The organism is Nonomuraea polychroma, assembly GCF_004011505.1.
GTDB lineage: Bacteria > Actinomycetota > Actinomycetes > Streptosporangiales > Streptosporangiaceae > Nonomuraea > Nonomuraea polychroma.
In genome coordinates, this window is sequence record NZ_SAUN01000001.1 from 5,891,705 (window position 1) to 5,911,531 (window position 19,827).

Consider the following 19,827-nt stretch of genomic DNA (forward strand, 5'->3'; position numbering starts at 1 on the left):
TCCGACCTACCCGGCAAGACGCACGACGATCACAAATCGGAACCCGGGTCTATTCGGTACGCAACGCTCCGTCACCAGGACATTGTCCGACAGCCTCATTGACTGAGTCACCACTCAAATGGATGCTCCTGGAGGTGCGTACATCGGCTGGGCTGGATGGAGGACACCAACGGCTACCGCAGGGAGATCTCCATCTCGCTGATGCGGCTGGCAGTGTGCCAGGCAAAAGAGACGCACCCTGCCGGCCTGCCCAGCGCGCTACCCCCGATTCTTCCTAAGATCTACGTTTCATGGCGTGCTGTTGACGGGCTGGCCGGCAGCCGCCGCCGGACTCTCGCTCTTGGCCTTGGAGCGCACCGTGCTCCCCGGGGCCGCTCGCTCCACCGCCACGCGACCGTGCCCGGCTCGGGCGCCTCGACGACCAGCTCGCCGCCGTCGGGGTCGGCGATGGTCACCATGCTTCCACCGTGAACGCGCCCTTGCGGGTGGTCAGCTCGACGAGGTCCGTCTCGACCGCGGAGAGCGGGTCGTCGAGCGGGATCCGGAACGTACGGATCTGGCTCGGGCCGAAGTCCGCCGTGAGCCGGACCCGGGCGAGCGGGATGTCGAGGGTGGCCACGCCGGCTCGCCCGGTGCTCTCGACGGCGCGGACGACGAGGTCGCGCGGGGCGTCCTCGTGCGCCTTCACCGCGGTCACCATGATCTGGCCGCCGCCGTCGTCGAGGTAGCCGCGGGCGGCGGGCAGCGCGCCGTCGTGGAAGCTCTCCAGCATGGCGCGCACCGGGGAGCCGAGCAGCGCGGCGCGCCGCGCGAGCCCGGCGGCCCGCCAGTCGCCCGCGTGCGGCACCAGCAGGTACGTGAACCGCTGCGTCCCCTGGTCCTGGTAGGAGTAGTACCCTTCCGGGTCCAGCAGCCGCGGGTCGTGCCAGGCGTAGACGGGGCTGCGCACGGCGGTGATGCCGATGCTGGGGCTGCGGCCGGGCCCGGCCGGAGAGACGTCGTAGCCGTGCTTGGCGTTGTTCACGACGGCGAGGCCGGCGCCGGCCCCCGACAGATCCACCCACGACTGCGCCGGTTCCTCGGCCCCGTCGAGCGGCCTGCTGAGGTGCCCGAAGGGGATCTCGTAGGTGGCGGCCGGCGACTCCAGCGCGACCGGGAAACGCAGCTTCATCAGGTGCGCCTGCTCCCGCCAGTCCAGCGTGACCCGCACCTCGACCGCGTCGTCGCCGCCCGCGCCGAGGATGAACTCCTCGGCCATCGTCGAGCGGCCCCACTCCCGCTCCACCCGGATGCGGGCGCGCAGCGGGCCCTGCTCGCGCAGGACGATGTTCGTGACCGCCATCGGCTCGCCCGGCCAGTCGTAGGACACCACGCGGTGTCCCCATGTGTCGGTCGGGTCCTCGCAGATGACCGTGTGCTCGCCGGCCGCCCCGGCCACCAGGTCGACGCCGGTGCGCTTGTCGAGCAGGCTGGTCAGCCAGCCGGTGGCGGGGTCGAGCTCCAGGCGCAGCACGTCGTTCTCGATGTGGGTCTCGCTGCACGACAGGCCGCTCGGGGCCGCCGGGGCGCCCTGGCGCAGGCGGTAGAGGCGGTAGCCCAGCGGCGGCAGCTCGGCCTGGAAGACCGTGGCGCCGCGGCCCTTGTCGTCGGTGGTGGCGACCGACTGGGTGCGCTGGCAGGGCACGTCGGCTCCGTCCGCGTCCACGACCTGCACGCCCGTGGGCGCGAGACCGTACTGCATCTCGACCCGGGTCGTGACCGGCCACGGGTGCGGGTTGAAGACGACCACCGGCTGGGTGCCGTCCTCCTGCGGGATGCGGATGTCGCGGGCGATCACGTTGTGCGCCCGGGTGATGATCCGCTTGGCGATCGCGACGGCCTCGCCGAGCTGGTCGCGGGCGTCGTCGTAGGCGGGCTCGATGGCCGAGCCGGGCAGCACGTCGTGGAACTGGTTGAACAGCACCTGCTTCCAGGCCCGCTCCAGGTCCGCGCGCACGTCGTGGCCGGCGACGGCCGCCCACCGCTCGGCCGACAGGACCGCGGCCTGCGCCCGGCGCTGCCATGCTTTGACGCCGGAGTGCGAGGAGTAGCAGCCGGCGGCGTGGTGCTGCAGGTCGTCGCGCCACACCGGCAGCTCGGCCAGGCCGCGCTCGCCCAGGCGCTTGGCCATCTCGTCGAAGTAGCGGCGCGGCGAGGACATGGTCAGCTCGCCGAACGTGCCCATCCGGTCGTAGCGGTGGATGGACTCGATGTTGGCCTTGGTGGGGCCGCCGCCGTGGTTGCCCACCCCGTAGAAGATCATCAGGTCGCCGAGCGAGCGGTCGAGCTGGCCCAGGGCCTTCTCGGTCTGTCCGGCGACCTCGCCGGGCGGGCTGCAGTATTCGAACGGGATCCGGTACGCCAGCACGCGGCTGCCGTCGGGGCTCTCCCACCAGAACATCGTGCCGGGCAGCTCGCTCTCGTGCGGTCCCGGGCGCAGGAAGCAGTAGGAGTCCATGCCCTGGCCGCGCAGGATCGCGGGCAGCATGGCGTTGTGGCCGAACGGGTCGACGTTCATGCCGACCGTCGCGGTGATGCCGAACTTCTCCTTCAGGTAGCGCTGCCCGTACAGGCCCTGGCGGACGAACGACTCGCCGGAGGGCATGTTGCAGTCCGGCTCCACCCACCAGCCGCCGGCCATGACCCAGCGGCCCTCGGCGACCTTCTCCTGGATCCTGGCGAACAACTCCGGGTCCGACTCCTCCACCCAGGACAGCAGCACGACCTGGTCGCAGGTGAAGACGAAGTCGGGGTACTCGTCCATGCGGTGGATGGCCGACCAGAACGTCGCACGGGCCTCCTGGTAGCCCTCCTGCCAGGGCCACAGCCACACCGGGTCGAGGTGCGCGTTGCCGATCATGTGCAGGGTGCGGTCGGGCGTGGCCGCCGGGCGGGGGGCCCGGGGCAGGTCGCGCGGCTGGGCGCCGGAGGGGGCGTTGGCCATGGGGGCGGGGCGCCTGCTCATGAGGCCGCCCAAGCGTCGACCTTCTCGCTGATCATGTGCAGCATCAGTGTGTGGATCTCCTGGATGCGCGGTGTCTCTGAGGCGGGGGCGAGGAGGAGGTGGTCGGCGTGCTCGGCGGCGGCTCCTCCGTCTTTGCCGCCGAACAGTACCGTCACCGCGCCCTTGCTCTGTGCGGTCTTGAGCGCGCCGACGACGTTGGGCGAGTTGCCGCTCGTGGTGAACGCGGCCACCACGTCGCCCGGACCGGCCAGCGCCTCGACCTGGCGGGCGAACACGTCCTCGTAGGCGTAGTCGTTGGCGATGCACGTCATGACCGTGGCGTCGGTCGTGAGCGTCACCGTGGGCAGCGGGCGGCGGTCGCGCTTGTAGTGGCCGATCAACTCGCCGGTGAGGTGCTGGGCGTCGGCCGCGCTGCCGCCGTTGCCCATCGTGTAGAGAGTGCCGCCACGCGCGAACGTATCGATGAGCAGGTCCGCGGCGGCCTCGACGACCGGGATCAGCGCCGCCATGCCCCGCGCGGCGGCAAGATGCCCTTCGACATGCGCCGCCAGCACCTGCGCCGTCACGCCCCGCACCGATCCCGCGGACGGTCCGCCGGACCCGCCCTCCACCTCAAGGGACGCCCGCCCGTTCGCCCGGGCCGGTCCCGCAGACGCCCCACCGGACCCGCCCTCCACCTCAAGGGACGCCCGCCCGTTCGCCCGGGATGGAACTGCACTCGTCGGTCGGGGGATCGAAGGCTGGTCAGGCATGGATGTTCCTCCCTGCGACGAGATCATGGGCGACGGCCCCGGCACCCACCACACACACGCCCGCCCCCAGCCGCGCGAGCTCGATGCGCACGCTACGAGCCGCCGGCGGCATGGCGTCCCTGGCGACCGCGGCGGCCACGGGGTCGACGAGCCGCGCACCGGACCGGGTGACGCCACCGCCGAGGACCACGAGCTCGGGCTCGAACGCGTTCACCAGGTCGGTGATCGCGCTTCCCAGAGCCCATGTGGTCTCGTCCCAGATCTCGCCCGCCAGCGGATCCCCGTCCGCGGCGGCGCGGGACACGTCCTCGGCCGTCGGCTGGTCGATGGTGGCGAGAGAGGAGGCTCTCCCCGCGGCCAGCGCCTCACGCGCACGCTCGGCGATGGCGGTCCCGGACGCGTAGGCCTCCAGGCAGCCCAGCCGCCCGCACGAGCATCTCCGCCCGCCGGGCCGCACCATGACGTGCCCGAGCTCGCCCCCGTTGCCGGCCGCGCCGCGGTGCAGCCGGCCGCCGATGACGGAGCCGCCGCCGACGCCTGTCGAGATGGTCAGGTAGAGCATGGTGCTGGTGCCGCGGCCGGCCCCGTACCGGAACTCGCCGAGTGCGGCGGCTGTGGCATCGTTCTCAAGGGCCGACGGCACGCCGAACGCCTCGGACGCCATCGCGCCCACCGGCACGTCGATCCAGCCGGGCAGGTGCGGCGGGCACTCCAGCACGCCGGCCGCGGCGTCCAGCGGTCCTCCGCAGGAGATGCCGACGGCGGCCACCTCCGGCAGCCCGGCCTCGGCGATCGCCTTCCTGCCCAGGTCGAACAGCCTGGCCAGGACTGGGCGGGGGCCCTCCTCCCTGCGGGTGGGGGCGATCTGCCAGCCGTGGATCCGGCCGTCGCCGGTGACGACGCCTGCGGCGAGTTTCGTGCCGCCGATGTCCAGCGACAGAACAGGGGGAACGTGCTCCATGGGGGCCTCCGACAGGAACGCATGCCGCGTCAAGGGGATTGTGACATCGTTCCCACAGCGGATCCTAGGGCGACCTTTCCCCGGGGTCAACGCACGAGATGGGCGAAATGTCAGATCATGGGCGGTGATGCTGTCGATTCGCGGGCTACGAGGTGCACGTTGAGCACGGTCGTGACGGAGTCCGACTCCGGCATCTCGATGCGCTCGTTCAGCCTGCGCACCGCGGTCGCGCCCAAGCTGAACGTGTCCTGAGAGACCGCGGTGACCATGGGCGAGACCATGCTCATCCACGGCGCGTCGTCGAAGGCCACCAGGCTGATGTCCTCCGGCACCCGCAGCCCCAGCTCCCGGATCGCCCGCCAGACGCCCTCGGCGAGCACGTTGTTGGCGGCGAAGACGGCGGTCGGCCGGCCGGGGTCGCGGAGCATGTCGAGCGCCCGGCGCCGCGAGTCTGCCACGTCCCAGCCTGACGAGACGACCAGGTCGGGATCCACCTTGATGTCACCGGCCCCGAGCGCCTCCAGATAACCCTGGTAACGCTCGTAGCCGGTGGTCCAGTCGGTCTCGTCGATGAACAGCGCGATCCTGCGGTGCCCCAGCTCGACCAGGTGCGCGGTGGCCTTGCGGGCGCCGACGCGGTTGCCCACCACCACCCCGTCCGTCGAGCCGGGCGCGAACTGCCGGTCCACCTCGACCACCGGGATGTCGTGCGAAGCGAGGTAGGTGGACACGGCCGGGGAGTTGGGCGTCACCACCACGCCCGCCACCCTGAGCGCGACGAGCGCCTCGGCCGCCTCGCTCTCCGCCTCGGCCGACAGGCTCGTGTCCGCCAGCACCATGGTGTACCCGCGCTCGCGGGCCTCCCTGCTGGCCCCGGCCGCCAGCTCCGCGTAGAACGGGTTGCGCAGGTCGCTCACCAGCACCCCGACCGACCTGCTCACTTGCTGCTTGAGCGTGCGGGCCATGACATCGGGCACGTATCCGAGCTCGGCGGCGGCCCGCAGGACGCGCTCGCGCACGTCGCTGGCGGCGTACCCGCGGCCGGTCAGCGCGCGGGAGACGGTGGAGCGGGAGACTCCGGCGGCCTCCGCCACGTCCTTGATCGTGGGCCTCCTGGAACGGCTGAGGGGGGTACGCCGCTCTATGGTCATCGAATCCCTTCCCCGACCACGTCGACCAGCGCCTCGGCGTGCTGCCCGAGGCGCAGATCGCCGATGGTCAAGTCGACTGCCAGGCGAACGCGGCGTCGCGGCACGACGTCGGCGCCGAGACGGAGGTGCACCTGCTCCATACCCCCTCCGGGCAGCCTTAGCGTCAGGGCCCCTTGCTCCCGCTCCCAACCTGGGGGAACGACCGGCTCGATGGTGGCCACGACCTTGTCGGGGAACGGGTTGCGCACGGTGGCCGTGAGCACCAGCTCGCCCCCCGCGGGAACGCTCGTGTAGTAAGGCGTCAGGCGGCACAGCACCCCGTCCGCCCCCAGGTCCAGGTGGTCCAGCGGGAGCAGGTCGTAGTGGAGGGCGATGAGTTCCTCGCCGCGTTCGGTCAGCATGTGGAGATAGTCGTCGTCCACCCAGCGGGGGCGCCAGTGGCCGCTGACCATGAGGTCGGGGCGCAGGCGCCGGTAGAGCGCGGCGCTCTTGCGATAGTCCTCGATCCTGAATCTGTTCTTGTACTGGAAGTTCAGGCTCTCCTGGCGTTCCCCGGGGATGCCCATGCCGTCCTGCTGGTCGCCGGTGACGAGCACGCGGTGGCCGTCCACCTGGAACTCGTACGCCGCCGCGAACAACGTGTGCCCCGGCAGGTCGTGCACCGTGATCTCGTACTCCCGCCACCGCACGGTCTCCCCCAGCTCGAGCACCCGGTCGGAGGGAATGGGGTCGAACCACTGGCAGGGCAGATCGTGGTGGAGCGGCGCGGCCAGGATGGGCGCCATGTGGGACGGGGTCCAGATCTCCGTGCCCTCGACGTCGCGCAGCAGCGGCATGCCCGCCACGTGGTCGTCGTGGTAGTGGGTGGGGAGGGCGACCTCGATGCTGGTGACGCCGTAGTGCTCGCGGAGGGCGGGGAGCGAGGCCAGCCAGGGGCGGCGGGCCGCGCGTGAGGTGTTGTGCACCAGACCGGTGGACATGTCGTAGCCGAAGTCGAAGATCATGGCGGCGCCGGACTCCGACAGCAGGACGTAGCTGTGGGAATTGGCGCTCTTGTTCATCAGCAGGTGGGAGGTCACCTCGACGAACGGGTTGTGGAGGAGTCCGCGCACGTCCCAGGGGTGGGGGCGGCGGAAGTTCACGTACCGCTGCATGGACTGGGAGAGCTGCCGGAGTGCGTCGTCCGGGTCGGTCATCGGCTCGCCGTGCGACGGCAGTAACGCCTTGAGCTCCTCCCGCTGGAGGAGTTCGCAGCTCAGGACGATCATGGCCGGGCCCTCGTTCTCGGTGTACGACCACTGGGTCGCGGCCAGCGACCACACCTTGCCGGGGGCGTAGATGAGGTCGCCGGTGAAGGCGACGTCGCCGACGATGTAGGTCACGGAGCCGGGGGTGTGCCCTGGGGTGGGCAGCACGCGCACCTCCACGCCGCCGTACGTGGCCGTCCGGTATTCGGGCACGACGCCGGCCACCGGCACGGGGTCGAGCAACGAGAACCTGTCGTCACGCAGGTCGTAGTCGTTGCTGAGCTGCCGACCCGACCACATCTCGCCGACCTTCTCGAACAGGTCGAGCTCCACCGGCGGGACATGGATGGGGATGCCCGCGCCGACCGCCCTGGCCAGGCCCTGGGCCTGATCACGGTGGTGGTGGGTCATGAGGACGTGGGTGAGGCGGTCGATCCCCATCTCGTCCAGGAGGTCGAGCACGCGGCCGGAACCGAAGTCGATCGCGATCCCGGTGCGCTCCTCCCCCGCCTGCGCGGGGGCCGCCACGACGTAAACGTGGCAGGTGTCCGCAATGCGGAACACCCCGGGCACAACTTCGGTCACATCACTGCTCACGAGGCGCGATTCTATCCGGTATCGTTCCCACAATGGATGCTCTGGCGTGGATTAATCCCTGTCCGAAAAAGGCCATAATCGGCAGTTCACATGTCGATCTGACCGGGTGCCGGATCCAGGGCTCCACCACCGCCGGCACCGCGCTCACCGCACTCCGCACCGCCCTCACCCCCTCTGCCCGGCCCAGCGGCCCGCTCGCCGCCACCCCTCTGACCGAGCCGCCGGCGGCCCCACCGAATACATCCGCCACCGTTCCGAGCGCCCTTTCGGAGGAGACCGTCGTCCCTCCCGGCACACCGCCGGTCGCGTCGCCGACCCACCGCACGACCGCGTCTTCCGCGCCCGCAAGCCCGACGGAACCGTCCGCACCGACGCCCCTCAGCCCGGAAGGCGACGCGACGAGAGCGTCGGGGCCGGAGGCCCAGGCGGCGGGCGTGCCCCGGCCGAAGGACGACGCCACGGCCCTCGCAAGGCCGGCGCGACGCGCTGCGGCACCCCTCGGGCCGGACGGCGAGGCCACGGACGCATCGCAGGCGAACGCCAGGACCGCCGGCGGGTCGCGGGCGGAGGACCTGCCCATGGGTCGTGCGGTCCAGGTGGAGGTGCGGGTCGATGAGGGGGCGGAGGTGCCTGCCGAGGGCTACACGCTCACCGTCGGCGACGCCGGCGTGCTGATCGTCGGGGCCGATCCGGCGGGCGCCTTCTACGGGGCACAGACGCTGATCGCCATGGCCGCCGCCCCGTGCGCCGAGCACGACGTGTGCGTGCCGGAGTGCGACGTGCGCGACTGGCCGGACCTGCCGCTCCGGGGCACCATCGAGGGCTTCTACGGCACCCCGTGGACCCACGCCGACCGTATGGAGCACCTGCGGTTCTCCGGCAGGCACAAGCTCAACACCTACGTGTACGCGCCCAAGGACGACCCCTACCATCGGGAGCGGTGGCGCGAGCCGTACCCGGAGGAGGAGCTGGCGCGGCTGGCCGAGCTGGTCACGGAGGCGGCGGCCCAGCACGTGCGGTTAGTGTTCGCGGTGAGCCCCGGCCTGTCGATGGTCTACAGCGACCCCGCGGAGCGTGCGGCGCTAAGAGCGAAGGCCGAGCAGGTATGGCAGGCAGGAGTACGCGATTTCGCGCTGCTCTTCGACGACATCCCGCCGGAGCTGCGGCACGAGCCGGACCGGGCGGCGTTCGGCACGGCGGAGGGCGCGAGCGCGAGCGCCCACGCGGCGGTCTGCCGCGACTTCGCCGAGGAGTTCCTGGCGCCCCGCGGCGCGCAGCGGCCCCTGACCATGGTGCCGACGGACTACGCGGGGACGGCGCGGACACCTTATCGGGACCGGCTGGCCGAGGAGCTGCCGCCGGACGTGCTCGTCTGGTGGACCGGCTCCGACATCGTGGTCGGCGAGATCACGGCCTACGACATGACGGCGGCAGCGGCCTCCTACGGGCACCGGGTGGCGTTGTGGGACAACTTCCCGGTCAACGACTTCGACTTCGCCCGGGTCTTCCTCGGGCCGCTGGCCGGGCGGGCGACCGAGCTCGACGGCGTGCCGCTGGCGGGGATCACGGCCAACCCGATGGTGGAGGCGGCGGCGTCGCAGATCGCGCTGGCGACGGTGGCCGACTACGCCTGGCATCTGGCGGCCTACGATCCGGCCCGTTCCCACCAGCGCGCGGTACGGCTGCTGGAGGGTGCGGCCGAGCTGCTGCCGCTGGTGGAGGCGTGCTCGTCGTGGCCGCCGGGCGACAACCAGAGCCCGGCCCTGACCGCCCTGTGCGCCTCCGCCCTCGCCGGGGATGGCGTCGACCGGCTGCGGGCCGAGCTGGCCCGGCTGGCTGAGCTGCCGACGGACGTGCCGGGGCCGATCGCCAGGGAGCTGGCCCGCTGGGTGGCCGCCGCCAAGGACATGGGCGCCGCGGGCCTGGCCGCACTCGAACTGCTGGCAGGCGGCGCCGCCGCGGGCTCGGCCGGCGCCGCCGAGCGGGCGCTCGCCCAGGCCGAGGCGCACGAGGCCAACGTGCTGCGCGGCGTGATCCCGCCGTTCGTGCGGGCGGTTCTGGAGCGGGCCGCCAAGGCCTGAGGCGGCCGGCGCCTGGCCCTAAAGAGCCAGCACCTGGCCGGCGGCGGACAGCGCGTCCTGCAACGACGCCACGTCCACGTCCTGCACTGCCTTCTCGCTCCCGGCCGCCTGCAAGGGGGCGGGCCACCCCCGCCGCGTGGCCCAGCATCTGGTACTGCACCTCCATCCGGACCGACGAGAACGCCACGTGCGACGCCGACACGCACACCGGCACCAGCAGGTTGGCGCATTCCTCGCGCCGCGGCACGATCGCGCCGTACGGGATCTGGTACGGAGGAACCCCCACCGACAGATACCCCTCGGTGACCACCATCGGCACCGGGTCCGGGTGCTCGTACACCCACCGCCAGGTCCGCTGCACCTCGCGGATGTCGAGGTGGTACGACCCCATCGCGATCACGTCCTCCTGCGGGCGGCTGCGCACGAGGTCGTGCTCGGTGAGATGTTTCTCGCCCAGCATGCGCCGCGCCTCCCGGACGTACAGCTGATGGGGCAGGTGCCCGGTGTCGGCGAACTCGTCGGCGGGCAGCCCCCACCGTCCCAGCTCGGCCCGCACGCTCTCGGGCACCTCCGGATCATGGGACAGGAAGTACAGCAGATCCTGGGCGTGGTGCAGGTGGCGCAGCCGGATACGCTCGCGCTCGGCGGGACCGGCGTCCGGGTAGGCCCACGCGGACCGGTCGAGCACGCTGAGCGAGAACGGCCCCAGCGAGTTGCCGTCGCACTTGCCGTTGGGCAGGTTCGGCTCCAGCCCGACGAGCCGCCCGGCGCGGGGCTCGACGCCCTGCTCCCGCCAGTGCCGGAACAGCCGCCGCCCGAGCTCCCAGTGTTCCTCGTCGTAACCGGGCCGCCGCTCGAACGGGACGCGATCGGGCGCGGTGGTCATGCAGACGCGGTAGCCGTACGACATGACGCCGCCGTCACCCTCCCCCACCTCGGCCATCGGCCCGTCGGCGATCTGCGGGAGGAGGGAGCCGTCCGCGCGGAACGGGGAGATCCACGGCGGGAAGCCGTGCATGCCGGGCACGACCTCGCGCCGCCCGGCGAAGGTCTCCCCGTGCAGCCTCCGGTCCTCCCGCCCGACGCGATAGCCGACGCCGGCGGCGGCCAGCAGATCGCCCTCGTAGCTCGCGTCCACGAAGACGCCCCCGCCGAAGTCTCCTTGGCGGGTGGCGGCGGAGAAGATGCGGTCGCCGCTGGTGACCACCGTGCGCAGCGGCGCGTCGAACGCGACCTCCACCCCGGCCCGCTCCAGCCACGACAGGAAGATCTCCTCGGCGACGTGCGGCTCGGGCCCTGCGTAGTGGCCGGGCGCGACGCCGTACGCGTCCGCGACGGCCTGGCGGAACTCCGCCGCCATCCCGCCGAGCACCCGCGGGTCGCCGATGTCGGTGTAGCCGAGCCCCCCGGAGGTCATGCCGCCCACGTGCCGCCCCGGTTCGAGCAGCACGGTGTCGAGGCCGAGCCGGGCGGCGGCGACGGCGGCGCACACGCCCGCGGACGTGGCGCCGTACACCACGACCTCGGCCTGCCTCATCGCCGCCACCACCTCGCGACCAGCTCGAGGTCCGCTCCGGTGATCTCCTCCAGGGAGTTGTCGATGCGCTCGGCGTAGTACAGCGCGGGCACGCCGAGCGAGGGCTGCGCCTCGGCGTAGGCCAGCCAGTCCGCCTTGCCGGGCATCGGCCACTGATCGGTGTCGATCAGGTGGCCCGGCATGGCGTGGGCGGCGACCGCGTGGCGGAAGCGGAGCTGGTCGACGGCCGGCACGGGCTCGCCACGGGCGTCGTACTCGAGCACGTCGTTGAGCCGGACCATGTCGGTGACGTCCCCGAATGCGGGATGCGGCGTGTGGGTGACCATCAGGGCATCGGGCTTGACGCGTTTGGCGGCGTCGTACATGGTGGCGAGCAGCTCGTGCAGGAGGGCCAGGCCCCAGGTCGAGCCGTACGACTTCAGATGCGACCCGCTGGGGAACCACTGCGTGAAGTCGATCTTGAATCCGTCCGCCCCGAGGTCGCCCAGCAGCCGTTCCATGATCCGCTGGACGCGGAGGCGGTAGGCGGGGTTCGACGGGTCGGCGGCCACGGCCCGCCCGCCGGCGTCGAGCACGCACTCCTCGGCCGGCAGCCCGTCGGCCGACCAGGCCCGCCACCACAGCAGCACCCGCTGCCCGCGCGCCTGCCTGGCCGCGATCCACTCGCGCAGCGCCGGCCATTTCGCCGGGTCCGGCTCCATGTCCCCGTACGTCAGCTGCCAGCGGTCGTCGATGACGATGGTCCCCGGGACGATGCCGTGGTGTTCGAGCCGGGACAACCACTCGTCGTAGAGGTCCTGCCTGGACAGCTCCACCGGCGACCGGCCGTCGGCCAGTCGAGCTCCGGCGCACTGTGCGCCCCAGCCGCAGAAGATCGGCTCGCTCCACCAGGCGTGCTGCTCGTGAACCGGCCCGGCGGGCGCGAGGCCGTGCGCGACCAGGTCGTCGCGGTGCTGCGCGATCGCCTCCCAAGGGGAGGACGCGGTGCGGAAGACGACCGCGGGCGAGGTCCACGAGCCGCGCACCACCGTGTGGCACTCGTAGTCGAACCGCAGCAACATCCCGCCGTCCAGCGGCTCGTACGCGAGCTCGGTGAAGGTCAGGTCGGTGATCCCGGCGCGTACCGAGGCCCCCAGCCACGGCCCGTCGGGCACGGCGGTGGCGCCGTCCGGCTCCTCCTTGGTGAAGGCCAGGACCAGCGGCGGCGGCGAGAAGACGGCGTGCAGCCGGCCCGGCGAGGCGTCGCCGATCACGGTGAGCGCGAGCGGCACGGACACCGGCCGCACGACCTGCACGGGGTGGGTGGGGGTGGGGTTGAAGACGCCGCGGGCGTGCAGCCCGCTGCGGAACGTGCCGGCCGCGCGGCTGTTGAGCACGGCCCGCCCGCCCATCAGCGTCACGTCGCCGAGCACGCCGTCGCCCTCGACCCGCACCTCCAGCGCGATCGTCTCGGGGGTGCAGGTCAGCCGGACGGTCTTCGTCTCCCACTCGGTGGTGCGCTGCGGAAAGTCGAAGATCGCCACGTTGCCGCGCTGGACGAGCACGGGTGGGAGTGTCTCGTACGTCTCGTCCCGCCCGTTCGCGGTGCCGACGGAGGCGAGGAGGCTGAGCGTCATCCAGCCTTCCAGCTCGGCGCTGGGGTCGGTACGGGAGACGGTCAGCCGGTAGTGCCCGCTGTCCAGGTGATGGGCCTGGTCGGTGGTGGTGATGCGCATGTCTTAGCCGAAAGCCTCGATCCTGGGCAGGTCGGGAGCGGTGCCGCCCCCTGCGATGAGCTGGGCGTAGTATCGCCCGGAATCCTTGATGGTCCGGACGCCGGTCGCGTAGTCGACGTGGACCAGCCCGAACCTGGGCCGGTAGCCCAGCGCCCACTCGAAGTTGTCCATGAGCGACCAATGGAGGTAGCCGCGCACGTCGGCGCCCGCGGCAAGGGCCGCCCGGACGGCTTCGACGTGGTCGCGGAGGTAGGCGATCCTGCGGTTGTCGTGGACCAGGCCGTCGTGGGTGGGGGCGTCGCCGAAGACGCCGCCGTTCTCGGTGATCATCAGCGGGGTGCCGGGGAAGCGGCGGCTCAGCCCGATCAGCAGGTCGCGCAGCGCGTCCGCGTTGATCTCCCAGCCCTCGTCGGTCCTGGCCACGTCGCCGCTGGGCCCGACGACCCGCCACGGGAACGGGTTGGGCGGCGCGGCGGCCATGACCCGGCGCGTGTAGTAGTTGATGCCGAGGAAATCGCTGCGGCCGCCGATGGCGGCCTCGTCGCCGTCCCTGATGAAGTCCAGGCTGTGGCCGAGCGCCCGTTCCCAGTGCTCGCGCATGTCGGCGGGGTAGCCGTCGCCGAGCAGCGGGTCGAGGTACCAGCGGTTGACGTAGCCGTCGGAGCCGGCGGCGGCCGCCCAGTCGGCCTCGCTGTCCGTGGCCGGGTCGCAGGGGAAGAGGCTGAGCGCGCAGCCCGCCTTCGCCCCAGAGTAGGCCCGCAGCACGTCGGCCGCCGCGCCGTGGCCGAGCAGCACGTGGTGCCCGGCCTTGACGGCGGTGCCGAGGTCGGCCACGCCGGGCGCGTGCAGGCCGAGCTGGTAGCCGAGCAACGCGATGATCCACGGCTCGTTCTGGGTGATCCACCAGGCGACGCGGTCGGCCAGCCGCCCGGCGACCGCCTCGGCATACACCCGGAACGCCTCGACGGTCGAGCGCCGTGCCCAGCTCAGCCCCGCGGGCATGTCCCAGTGGTTGAGCGTGAGCACCGGCTCGACCCCGGCCTCCAGCAGCGCGTCCACGAACCGCTCGTAGTGGTCGAGCGCCTTCGGATCGGCGCGCCGGCCGTCCGGCATGACCCGCGACCAGCCGGTCGAGAACCGGTAGGCGCCCAGCCCCAGGTCCTTGATGAGCTCGACGTCCTCGCGCCAGCGCAGGAAGGAGTCGCAGGCCCGGGAGCCGTCGCCGCCGCCCTCGATGGCGCCGGGCCGCCGGCAGAACTCGTCCCACACGGACTCGCCGCGCCCGTGGTGACCCTCGATCTGGTACGCGGACGTGCCCGCGCCCCACAGGAATCCGCCGGGAAAGCTCATCCTTTGCTTCCTGTCGTCGCGATGCCTTTGACGAAGTGCTTCTGGCCGAGGAAGAACAGGATGATCATCGGGATCGTGGTGATCACGCTGGCCGTCATGACGATCTCCCAGTGCCACTCGCCGCCGAAGCCGAACTGGTCGAGCAGCGCCTTCAGCCCGCGCGGCACCGTGAAGGTGGAGGAGTCGCGCAGGTAGATCAGCGGCCGCATCAGGTCCGTCCACGCCGCCTGGAACTCGAACAGCAGCGTCACCACGACCGCCGGCTTGCACAGCGGCAGCGCGATGCGCGTGAAGATCTTCCAGTTGTTCGCGCCGTCGATCTTGGCCGCCTCGAACGGCTCGCGCGGCAGCCCGAGGAAGAACTGCCGCAGCAGGAAGATGTAGAAGGCGCTGCCGAACAGGTTCTGCGCCCACAGCGGCGTGAGCGTGCCGACCATGCCGAGGGAGTTCCAGATGAGGAACACCGGGATCATGGTGACCGCGCCCGGCAACATCATCGTGGCCAGCACCACGCCGAACAGCGCTCCCCTGCCGGGGAAGCGGAAGTAGGCGAAGCCCCACGCCACCATCGCGCTCGTGATCGTCACGGCCACCGCGGCGAGCACCGTCACCAGCAGCGTGTTGAACATCCAGAGCGCCAGCGGCGCCTCCTGCCACACCTTGATGTAGTTGTCGAAGGTGAAGGTCTCGGGCAGGATCCGGTGGTCGAACACCTCGCCGCGCGGTTTGAACGACGCGCTGAGCAGCCAGACGAACGGGTAGATGAACGCGACGGCGAACGCGCTCAGCGCGGTCCACGTCAGGATCAGCCTGATCCGGCGTTTCACGGCCGCTCCCCTTCGTAGTGCACGAACCGCCTGGTCACCAGGATCTGCACGACGGTGATCGCCATGATCACGATGAACAGGAGCCAGGCCAGCGCGGAGGCGTACCCCATGTGCAGGAACTCGAAGGCCTGCTGGAACAGGTAGATCGCGTAGAACAGCGCCGCGTCGTTGCTGTAGGTGGTGTTGCCGGAGCCGAAGAACGCGGTGTACGCCTCGGTGAAGGACTGCAGCGCGTTGATGCTGTCCACGATGAACAGGAAGAACAACGTCGGGCTGATCATCGGCACGGTGATGCGCAACGTACGCCGCCACCAGCCGGCGCCGTCGACCAGCGCGGAGTCGTACAGCTCCTGCGGGACGCCGCGGAGCGCGGCCAGGATGATGACCACCGAGGCCCCGACGGTCCACAGGCTCATCAGCACCAGGCCGGGCTTGACCCAGTCGGGGTCGGTGGTCCAGGCGGGCCCCTCGATGCCGAAGATCCCGAGGAAGCTGTTGATCAGGCCGTTCTGGCCGTTGAACAACATCAGCAGCAGGATGCCGACCGCGACCGGCGGCGTCATCTTCGGCAGGAAGAACGCGGTGCGGAAGAAGCCGCTGGCCCGGGTGGCGGCGTTGAGCAGCAGCGCCAGCCCCAGCGAGACGACGAGCTGGGTCGGGACCGACATCACCATGAAGATGAACGTGTTCCGCAGCGCCAGCCCGACCTTCGGGTCCTCGAAGAGCGTCACGTAGTTGTCGAAGCCGATGAAGTTGGGGTCGTTGATGACGTCGTAGTCGGTCAGCGACAGGTAGGCGCTGTTGATGACCGGCCACGCGGTGAAGATGAAGAACCCGATGAGCCAGGGGCTGATGAACAGCAGCGCCGCCCGGGTCTCGACGAACCGCGTGGACCGCCGGCGCGGGACCTTGGAAGGGGACGGGGACATGTCAGTTCGTTTGCTTCGTCCACCCGGCCCAGGCCTTGTCCAGCGCCGCCTGGGCGTCCTGCTGCGCCTTGTCCAGCGCGGCCTGCGGCTCGTCCTGGCCGTTGAGCACCCGGTTCACCGCGTCCTGCCACGCCTTCTTGAACTCCGCGTCCGCCGGGTTGGCCGGCAGGCTGAAGGTGTGCTGGTTGGCCTCGTAGAAGGCCTTGACCCCGGAGTCCCACGGCTCGCCGCCCGGGGTGAGCATCTTCTGGATCTCCTCGTCGGCCTTGACGTTGCCGGTGAGGATGCCGGTGAACGGCTTCTTCTCCTGGTTGCGCTTGTCCAGGCGGGCCTGGGCGGCGGCCTTCCAGGAGTCGACGAGCGTCATCGTCTTGGCGAAGCGGCAGGCGGCCGCGGCGTTCTTGGCGCCCTTCGGGATCGCCCACGCCGAGCCCGAGGAGTAGGCCAGCGGCTGGCCCTGAGGGGTGCGGAAGGTGTCGAACGTGAGCGGCGCCTTGGGCGAGACGTCGTTGAGCACGTTGACGTACCACTGCTCCATCGGCATGGCGCCCAGCTCGTTCTTGGCGAACTGGTTGCCCTTGCCGAAGAAGTCGGCCGAGTCCCGCACCGCCTTGACCTTGGCGAAACCGCCCTGCGCGTCGTAGATGCCGACGGCGAACTCCAGCGCCTTGACCACGGCCGGGTTGTTGAGCTGGGCGGTCTTGCCGTCGGCCGACAGCAGGTCGGCGCCGTTGGCCTTGGCCCACAGCGGCAGGAACTCCGGCAGCTTGCTGTCGAAGCCGATCACCTGGAGCTTGCCGCCCGGCGCCTTGACCAGCTTCTTGGCCGCCGCAGTGACCTTGTCCCAGTTCGACCCGTTGACATCGGCGATGGTCAGGCCGGCCTCCTTGAGCAGCTCGGCGTTGGCCATGGTGATCTGCACCTGGTTGAACTCGGGGATGCCCCAGATCTCATTGCCGAACGTCACCTGAGCAAGCGCGTTCTTGTTGAACATCGAGGTGTCGATCTGCTCGCCCTGAATGCAGGCCGTTAACGGCACGATCGCGCCACGCGAGGCGAAGGTGCCGATCTGGTCACGGTTGGCGTAGATGATGTCCGGCGCGTCGCCGGCCGCCACCGAGGACAGGAACTGCTGGATGTCGAGGTCGCCCTCGATCAGCTTCACGTCCGCGCCGCCGAGTGACGCCTTGGCCTTGTCGACGCGGGTCGTGCCGACCTCGTCGGTCGCACCGAAGCCCATGACGGAAATCGTGCCTTGGAACGTGGCGCCGGGGTTGAACTGGCCGGGAGACTGCGTCGGCGCCGCGCCGCCGCCTGTGCCCTTGGCGCAGGCGGTGAGCGCCAGGGCCAGCGACACAGAGAGGACGGACCAACGGGCGAGGGGGGATCTCATTGGGGTTTCGCCTCCACACTGATCAAGCGGAGCATCAGACATGCTGATGACGGCCACGCGGCTGCCAGGCCAGTGTGGCAACGTTCACACATCTGAGAACGTACCCATACCGCTGAAATCCCGTCAACCACTCGTTTCACAGCGTTTCGTGGTCGTTAAGATCGCGAACGGTGCGGGACGCCCGCTCCCCCTTCCCAGGCAACCGTCACTCACACCCGTTCGGTGCAGCCGTCTCCGCCGCCGTTGGCCGCCACGGCCACCACGCCTCCGCCCCGCCCCGCTGACTCACCACGAGCGTGAACCGACGTCTCCAGCCCGGAGGCCGCGCTCCCCGCGTGCCGGCGCCGGTCCCCCGAGCCCAGCCAACGTCTCGGCCTGGACGCGTGGCCACGAAGGCGGCGTCACGTCGACGGGCGGCGCATCAGAGGGCGCGGTGGCGATCCGCCGCACACGTTGCACCGAGCCCCACCGCCGAGCTACTCGCCATACAGACACCCGAAGTGTGGGCTGCCGCACCGGCGGGTGCCGCGCCAGGGGACCAATGGTGGGAGATACGCAGGAGGGCCCGGCCTCGCGAGGAGGCCGGGCCCTCGGCGCGGAAGACGCCCCGGGCGGGGGTGGGACGCCTTCGGCGGGGAGGCGCCTCAGGGCAGGCGGCGCCTCGATGGGGGGCAGGGACTCAGTGTTCTACGGCCTTCTCCGCGCCAACCCCGGTCAGGGAGCGGACCTCGATTTCGGCGTACTTGGCGGCGTTGTACTCCTTGCTCATGATCGTGCCGAGCCAGCCGCACAGGAAGCCGATCGGGATCGACAGGATGCCGGGGTTGCTCAGCGGGAACCAGGCGAAGTCGGCCGTCTTGAACAGCGCCGTCTCCCCACCGGACACCACCGGCGAGAAGATCACCAGCACCAGAGCGGAGATCAGACCACCGTAGATCGCCGACACGGCGCCCGCCGTGTTGAACCGCTTCCAGAACAGGCTGTAGAGGATCGCCGGCAGGTTGCCGGACGCCGCCACGGCGAACGCCAGCGCCACGAGGAACGCCACGTTCTGCCCCTGGGCGAGGATGCCGAGGCCGATCGCGACGGCGCCGATGACCAGGGCGGAGATGCGGGCCACCACGACCTCCTGGCGCTCCGTCGCATTGCCGCGCTTGAAGACGTGCGCGTACAGGTCGTGCGAGAAGCTGGAGGAGGAGGCGAGAGTGAGCCCGGCGACCACGGCCAGGATCGTGGCGAAGGCCACGGCCCCGATGAGCGCCAGCAGGAGCGTGCCACCGACCGGGCCGAAGATGTCCTGGCCGACGGCCTGGGCCAGCAGGGGCGCCGCGGTGTTGCCCGCCTTGTCGCCCGCCACGATGGCGTCCTTGCCGACGAGAGCCGCCGCGCCGAAGCCGAGGACGAGGGTCAGCAGGTAGAACGTGCCGATGATGCCGATGCCCCACAGGACCGACTTGCGGGCGTCCTTGGCGGTGGGGACGGTGTAGAAGCGGATGAGGATGTGGGGCAGGCCCGCCGTGCCCAGCACCAGCGCCAGACCCAAGCTGATGAGGTCGATCTTGCCGGCCAGGCCCTGGGCGTCGGTGCCGTACTTCAGCCCGGGGATGAGGAAGTTGCCGGGGTTGGCCTTCGGGCCGCTGGTGGTGGCGGCCTGGCCGAGCAGCGCCGACAGGTTGAAGCCGAACTTGCCCAGCACCAGCACCGTCACCAGCGCGGCGCCGCCCATCAGCAGCACGGCCTTGACGATCTGGACCCAGGTGGTGCCCTTCATGCCGCCGAACACCACGTAGACGATCATCAGCGCGCCCACGCCGACGATCGTCCACGCCTTGCCCGCCGGGCTGGTGATGCCGAGCAGCAGACCGACCAGCGCGCCCGCGCCGACCATCTGCGCCAGCAGGTAGAAGATGCTGACCACGATCGTGGACACGCCGGCGGCCGTGCGGACCGGGCGCGGGCTCATCCTGAACGCCAGCACGTCGGCCATGGTGAACTTGCCGGAGTTCCGCATGAGCTCGGCCACCAGCAGCAGCGCCACGAGCCAGGCGACGAGGAAGCCGATCGAGTACAGGAACCCGTCGTAGCCGGACAACGCGATGATGCCCGCGATGCCCAGGAAGGAGGCGGCGGACATGTAGTCGCCGCCGATGGCCAGGCCGTTCTGCACGCCGGTGAACGAGCGGCCGCCCGCGTAGTAGTCGGCGGCCGTCTTCGTCTGGCGACTGGCCCAGAAGGTGATCCCCAGGGTCGCCGCGACGAAGGCGAGGAAGAGGATCATTCCCA

At 71.0% G+C, this 19,827-nt stretch carries 12 protein-coding genes and 1 pseudogene; 1 reads left to right on the top strand and 12 read right to left on the bottom strand.

All coding sequences use genetic code 11. The features are described from left to right. Positions 1 to 451 precede the first annotated feature (451 nt). The 5 genes from EDD27_RS26865 to EDD27_RS26885 all read right to left on the bottom strand — a co-directional run bounded on the left by EDD27_RS26865 (position 452) and on the right by EDD27_RS26885 (position 7,712). Complete coding sequence (locus tag EDD27_RS26865) at positions 452 to 3,004, bottom strand: alpha-mannosidase (protein ID WP_127934842.1); 2,553 nt, start codon at positions 3,002 to 3,004, stop codon at positions 452 to 454. Beyond that, complete coding sequence (locus tag EDD27_RS26870) at positions 3,001 to 3,570, bottom strand: D-sedoheptulose-7-phosphate isomerase (RefSeq protein WP_206641671.1); 570 nt, start codon at positions 3,568 to 3,570, stop codon at positions 3,001 to 3,003. Before EDD27_RS26870 ends, EDD27_RS26865 begins: the two co-directional genes overlap by 4 nt. 178 nt (positions 3,571 to 3,748) lie before the next feature. Further along, entirely contained in the window at positions 3,749 to 4,717 is a 969-nt protein-coding gene (locus tag EDD27_RS26875; protein WP_127934843.1) for an ROK family protein, read from the bottom strand. Positions 4,718 to 4,827: 110 nt separating this feature from the next. Then, positions 4,828 to 5,868: a LacI family DNA-binding transcriptional regulator gene (locus EDD27_RS26880; protein WP_127934844.1), complete on the bottom strand. Its 1,041-nt coding sequence runs from the start codon at positions 5,866 to 5,868 to the stop codon at positions 4,828 to 4,830. After that, on the bottom strand, positions 5,865 to 7,712 hold the full coding sequence (locus EDD27_RS26885) for an MBL fold metallo-hydrolase (protein ID WP_206641672.1): 1,848 nt from the start codon (positions 7,710 to 7,712) through the stop codon (positions 5,865 to 5,867). Before EDD27_RS26885 ends, EDD27_RS26880 begins: the two co-directional genes overlap by 4 nt. 578 nt (positions 7,713 to 8,290) lie before the next feature. Between EDD27_RS26885 and EDD27_RS26890 the strand changes: the two genes are divergently transcribed. Further along, complete coding sequence (locus EDD27_RS26890) at positions 8,291 to 9,793, top strand: protein O-GlcNAcase (RefSeq protein ID WP_127934845.1); 1,503 nt, start codon at positions 8,291 to 8,293, stop codon at positions 9,791 to 9,793. 169 nt (positions 9,794 to 9,962) lie between these two features. Here the strand turns inward: EDD27_RS26890 and EDD27_RS58895 are convergent. The 7 genes and pseudogenes from EDD27_RS58895 to EDD27_RS26925 form a co-directional block, all read right to left on the bottom strand. Next, a pseudogene (locus EDD27_RS58895) lies at positions 9,963 to 11,330 on the bottom strand (FAD-dependent oxidoreductase); the annotation flags it as partial. Further along, complete coding sequence (locus EDD27_RS26900; protein ID WP_127934846.1) at positions 11,327 to 13,045, bottom strand: alpha-amylase family protein; 1,719 nt, start codon at positions 13,043 to 13,045, stop codon at positions 11,327 to 11,329. The pseudogene EDD27_RS58895 and the gene EDD27_RS26900, both read right to left, overlap by 4 nt. A gap of 3 nt (positions 13,046 to 13,048) precedes the next feature. Then, the gene (locus EDD27_RS26905; protein WP_127934847.1) at positions 13,049 to 14,395 is read right to left on the bottom strand and encodes a GH1 family beta-glucosidase; all 1,347 of its coding nucleotides are present in this window, start codon (positions 14,393 to 14,395) and stop codon (positions 13,049 to 13,051) included. Continuing rightward, the gene (locus EDD27_RS26910) at positions 14,392 to 15,222 is read right to left on the bottom strand and encodes a carbohydrate ABC transporter permease (protein ID WP_206641673.1); all 831 of its coding nucleotides are present in this window, start codon (positions 15,220 to 15,222) and stop codon (positions 14,392 to 14,394) included. The genes EDD27_RS26905 and EDD27_RS26910 overlap by 4 nt, the downstream gene beginning before the upstream one ends. Next, the gene (locus EDD27_RS26915) at positions 15,219 to 16,151 is read right to left on the bottom strand and encodes a carbohydrate ABC transporter permease (RefSeq protein WP_127934848.1); all 933 of its coding nucleotides are present in this window, start codon (positions 16,149 to 16,151) and stop codon (positions 15,219 to 15,221) included. Before EDD27_RS26915 ends, EDD27_RS26910 begins: the two co-directional genes overlap by 4 nt. Before the next feature lies 1 nt (position 16,152). Continuing rightward, positions 16,153 to 17,544 carry an ABC transporter substrate-binding protein gene (locus EDD27_RS26920; RefSeq protein ID WP_127934849.1) on the bottom strand — a complete coding sequence of 464 codons (1,392 nt, stop codon included), beginning with the start codon at positions 17,542 to 17,544 and terminating at the stop codon, positions 16,153 to 16,155. 679 nt (positions 17,545 to 18,223) lie between these two features. Beyond that, complete coding sequence (locus EDD27_RS26925; protein WP_127940980.1) at positions 18,224 to 19,822, bottom strand: solute symporter family protein; 1,599 nt, start codon at positions 19,820 to 19,822, stop codon at positions 18,224 to 18,226. Positions 19,823 to 19,827 lie beyond the last annotated feature (5 nt).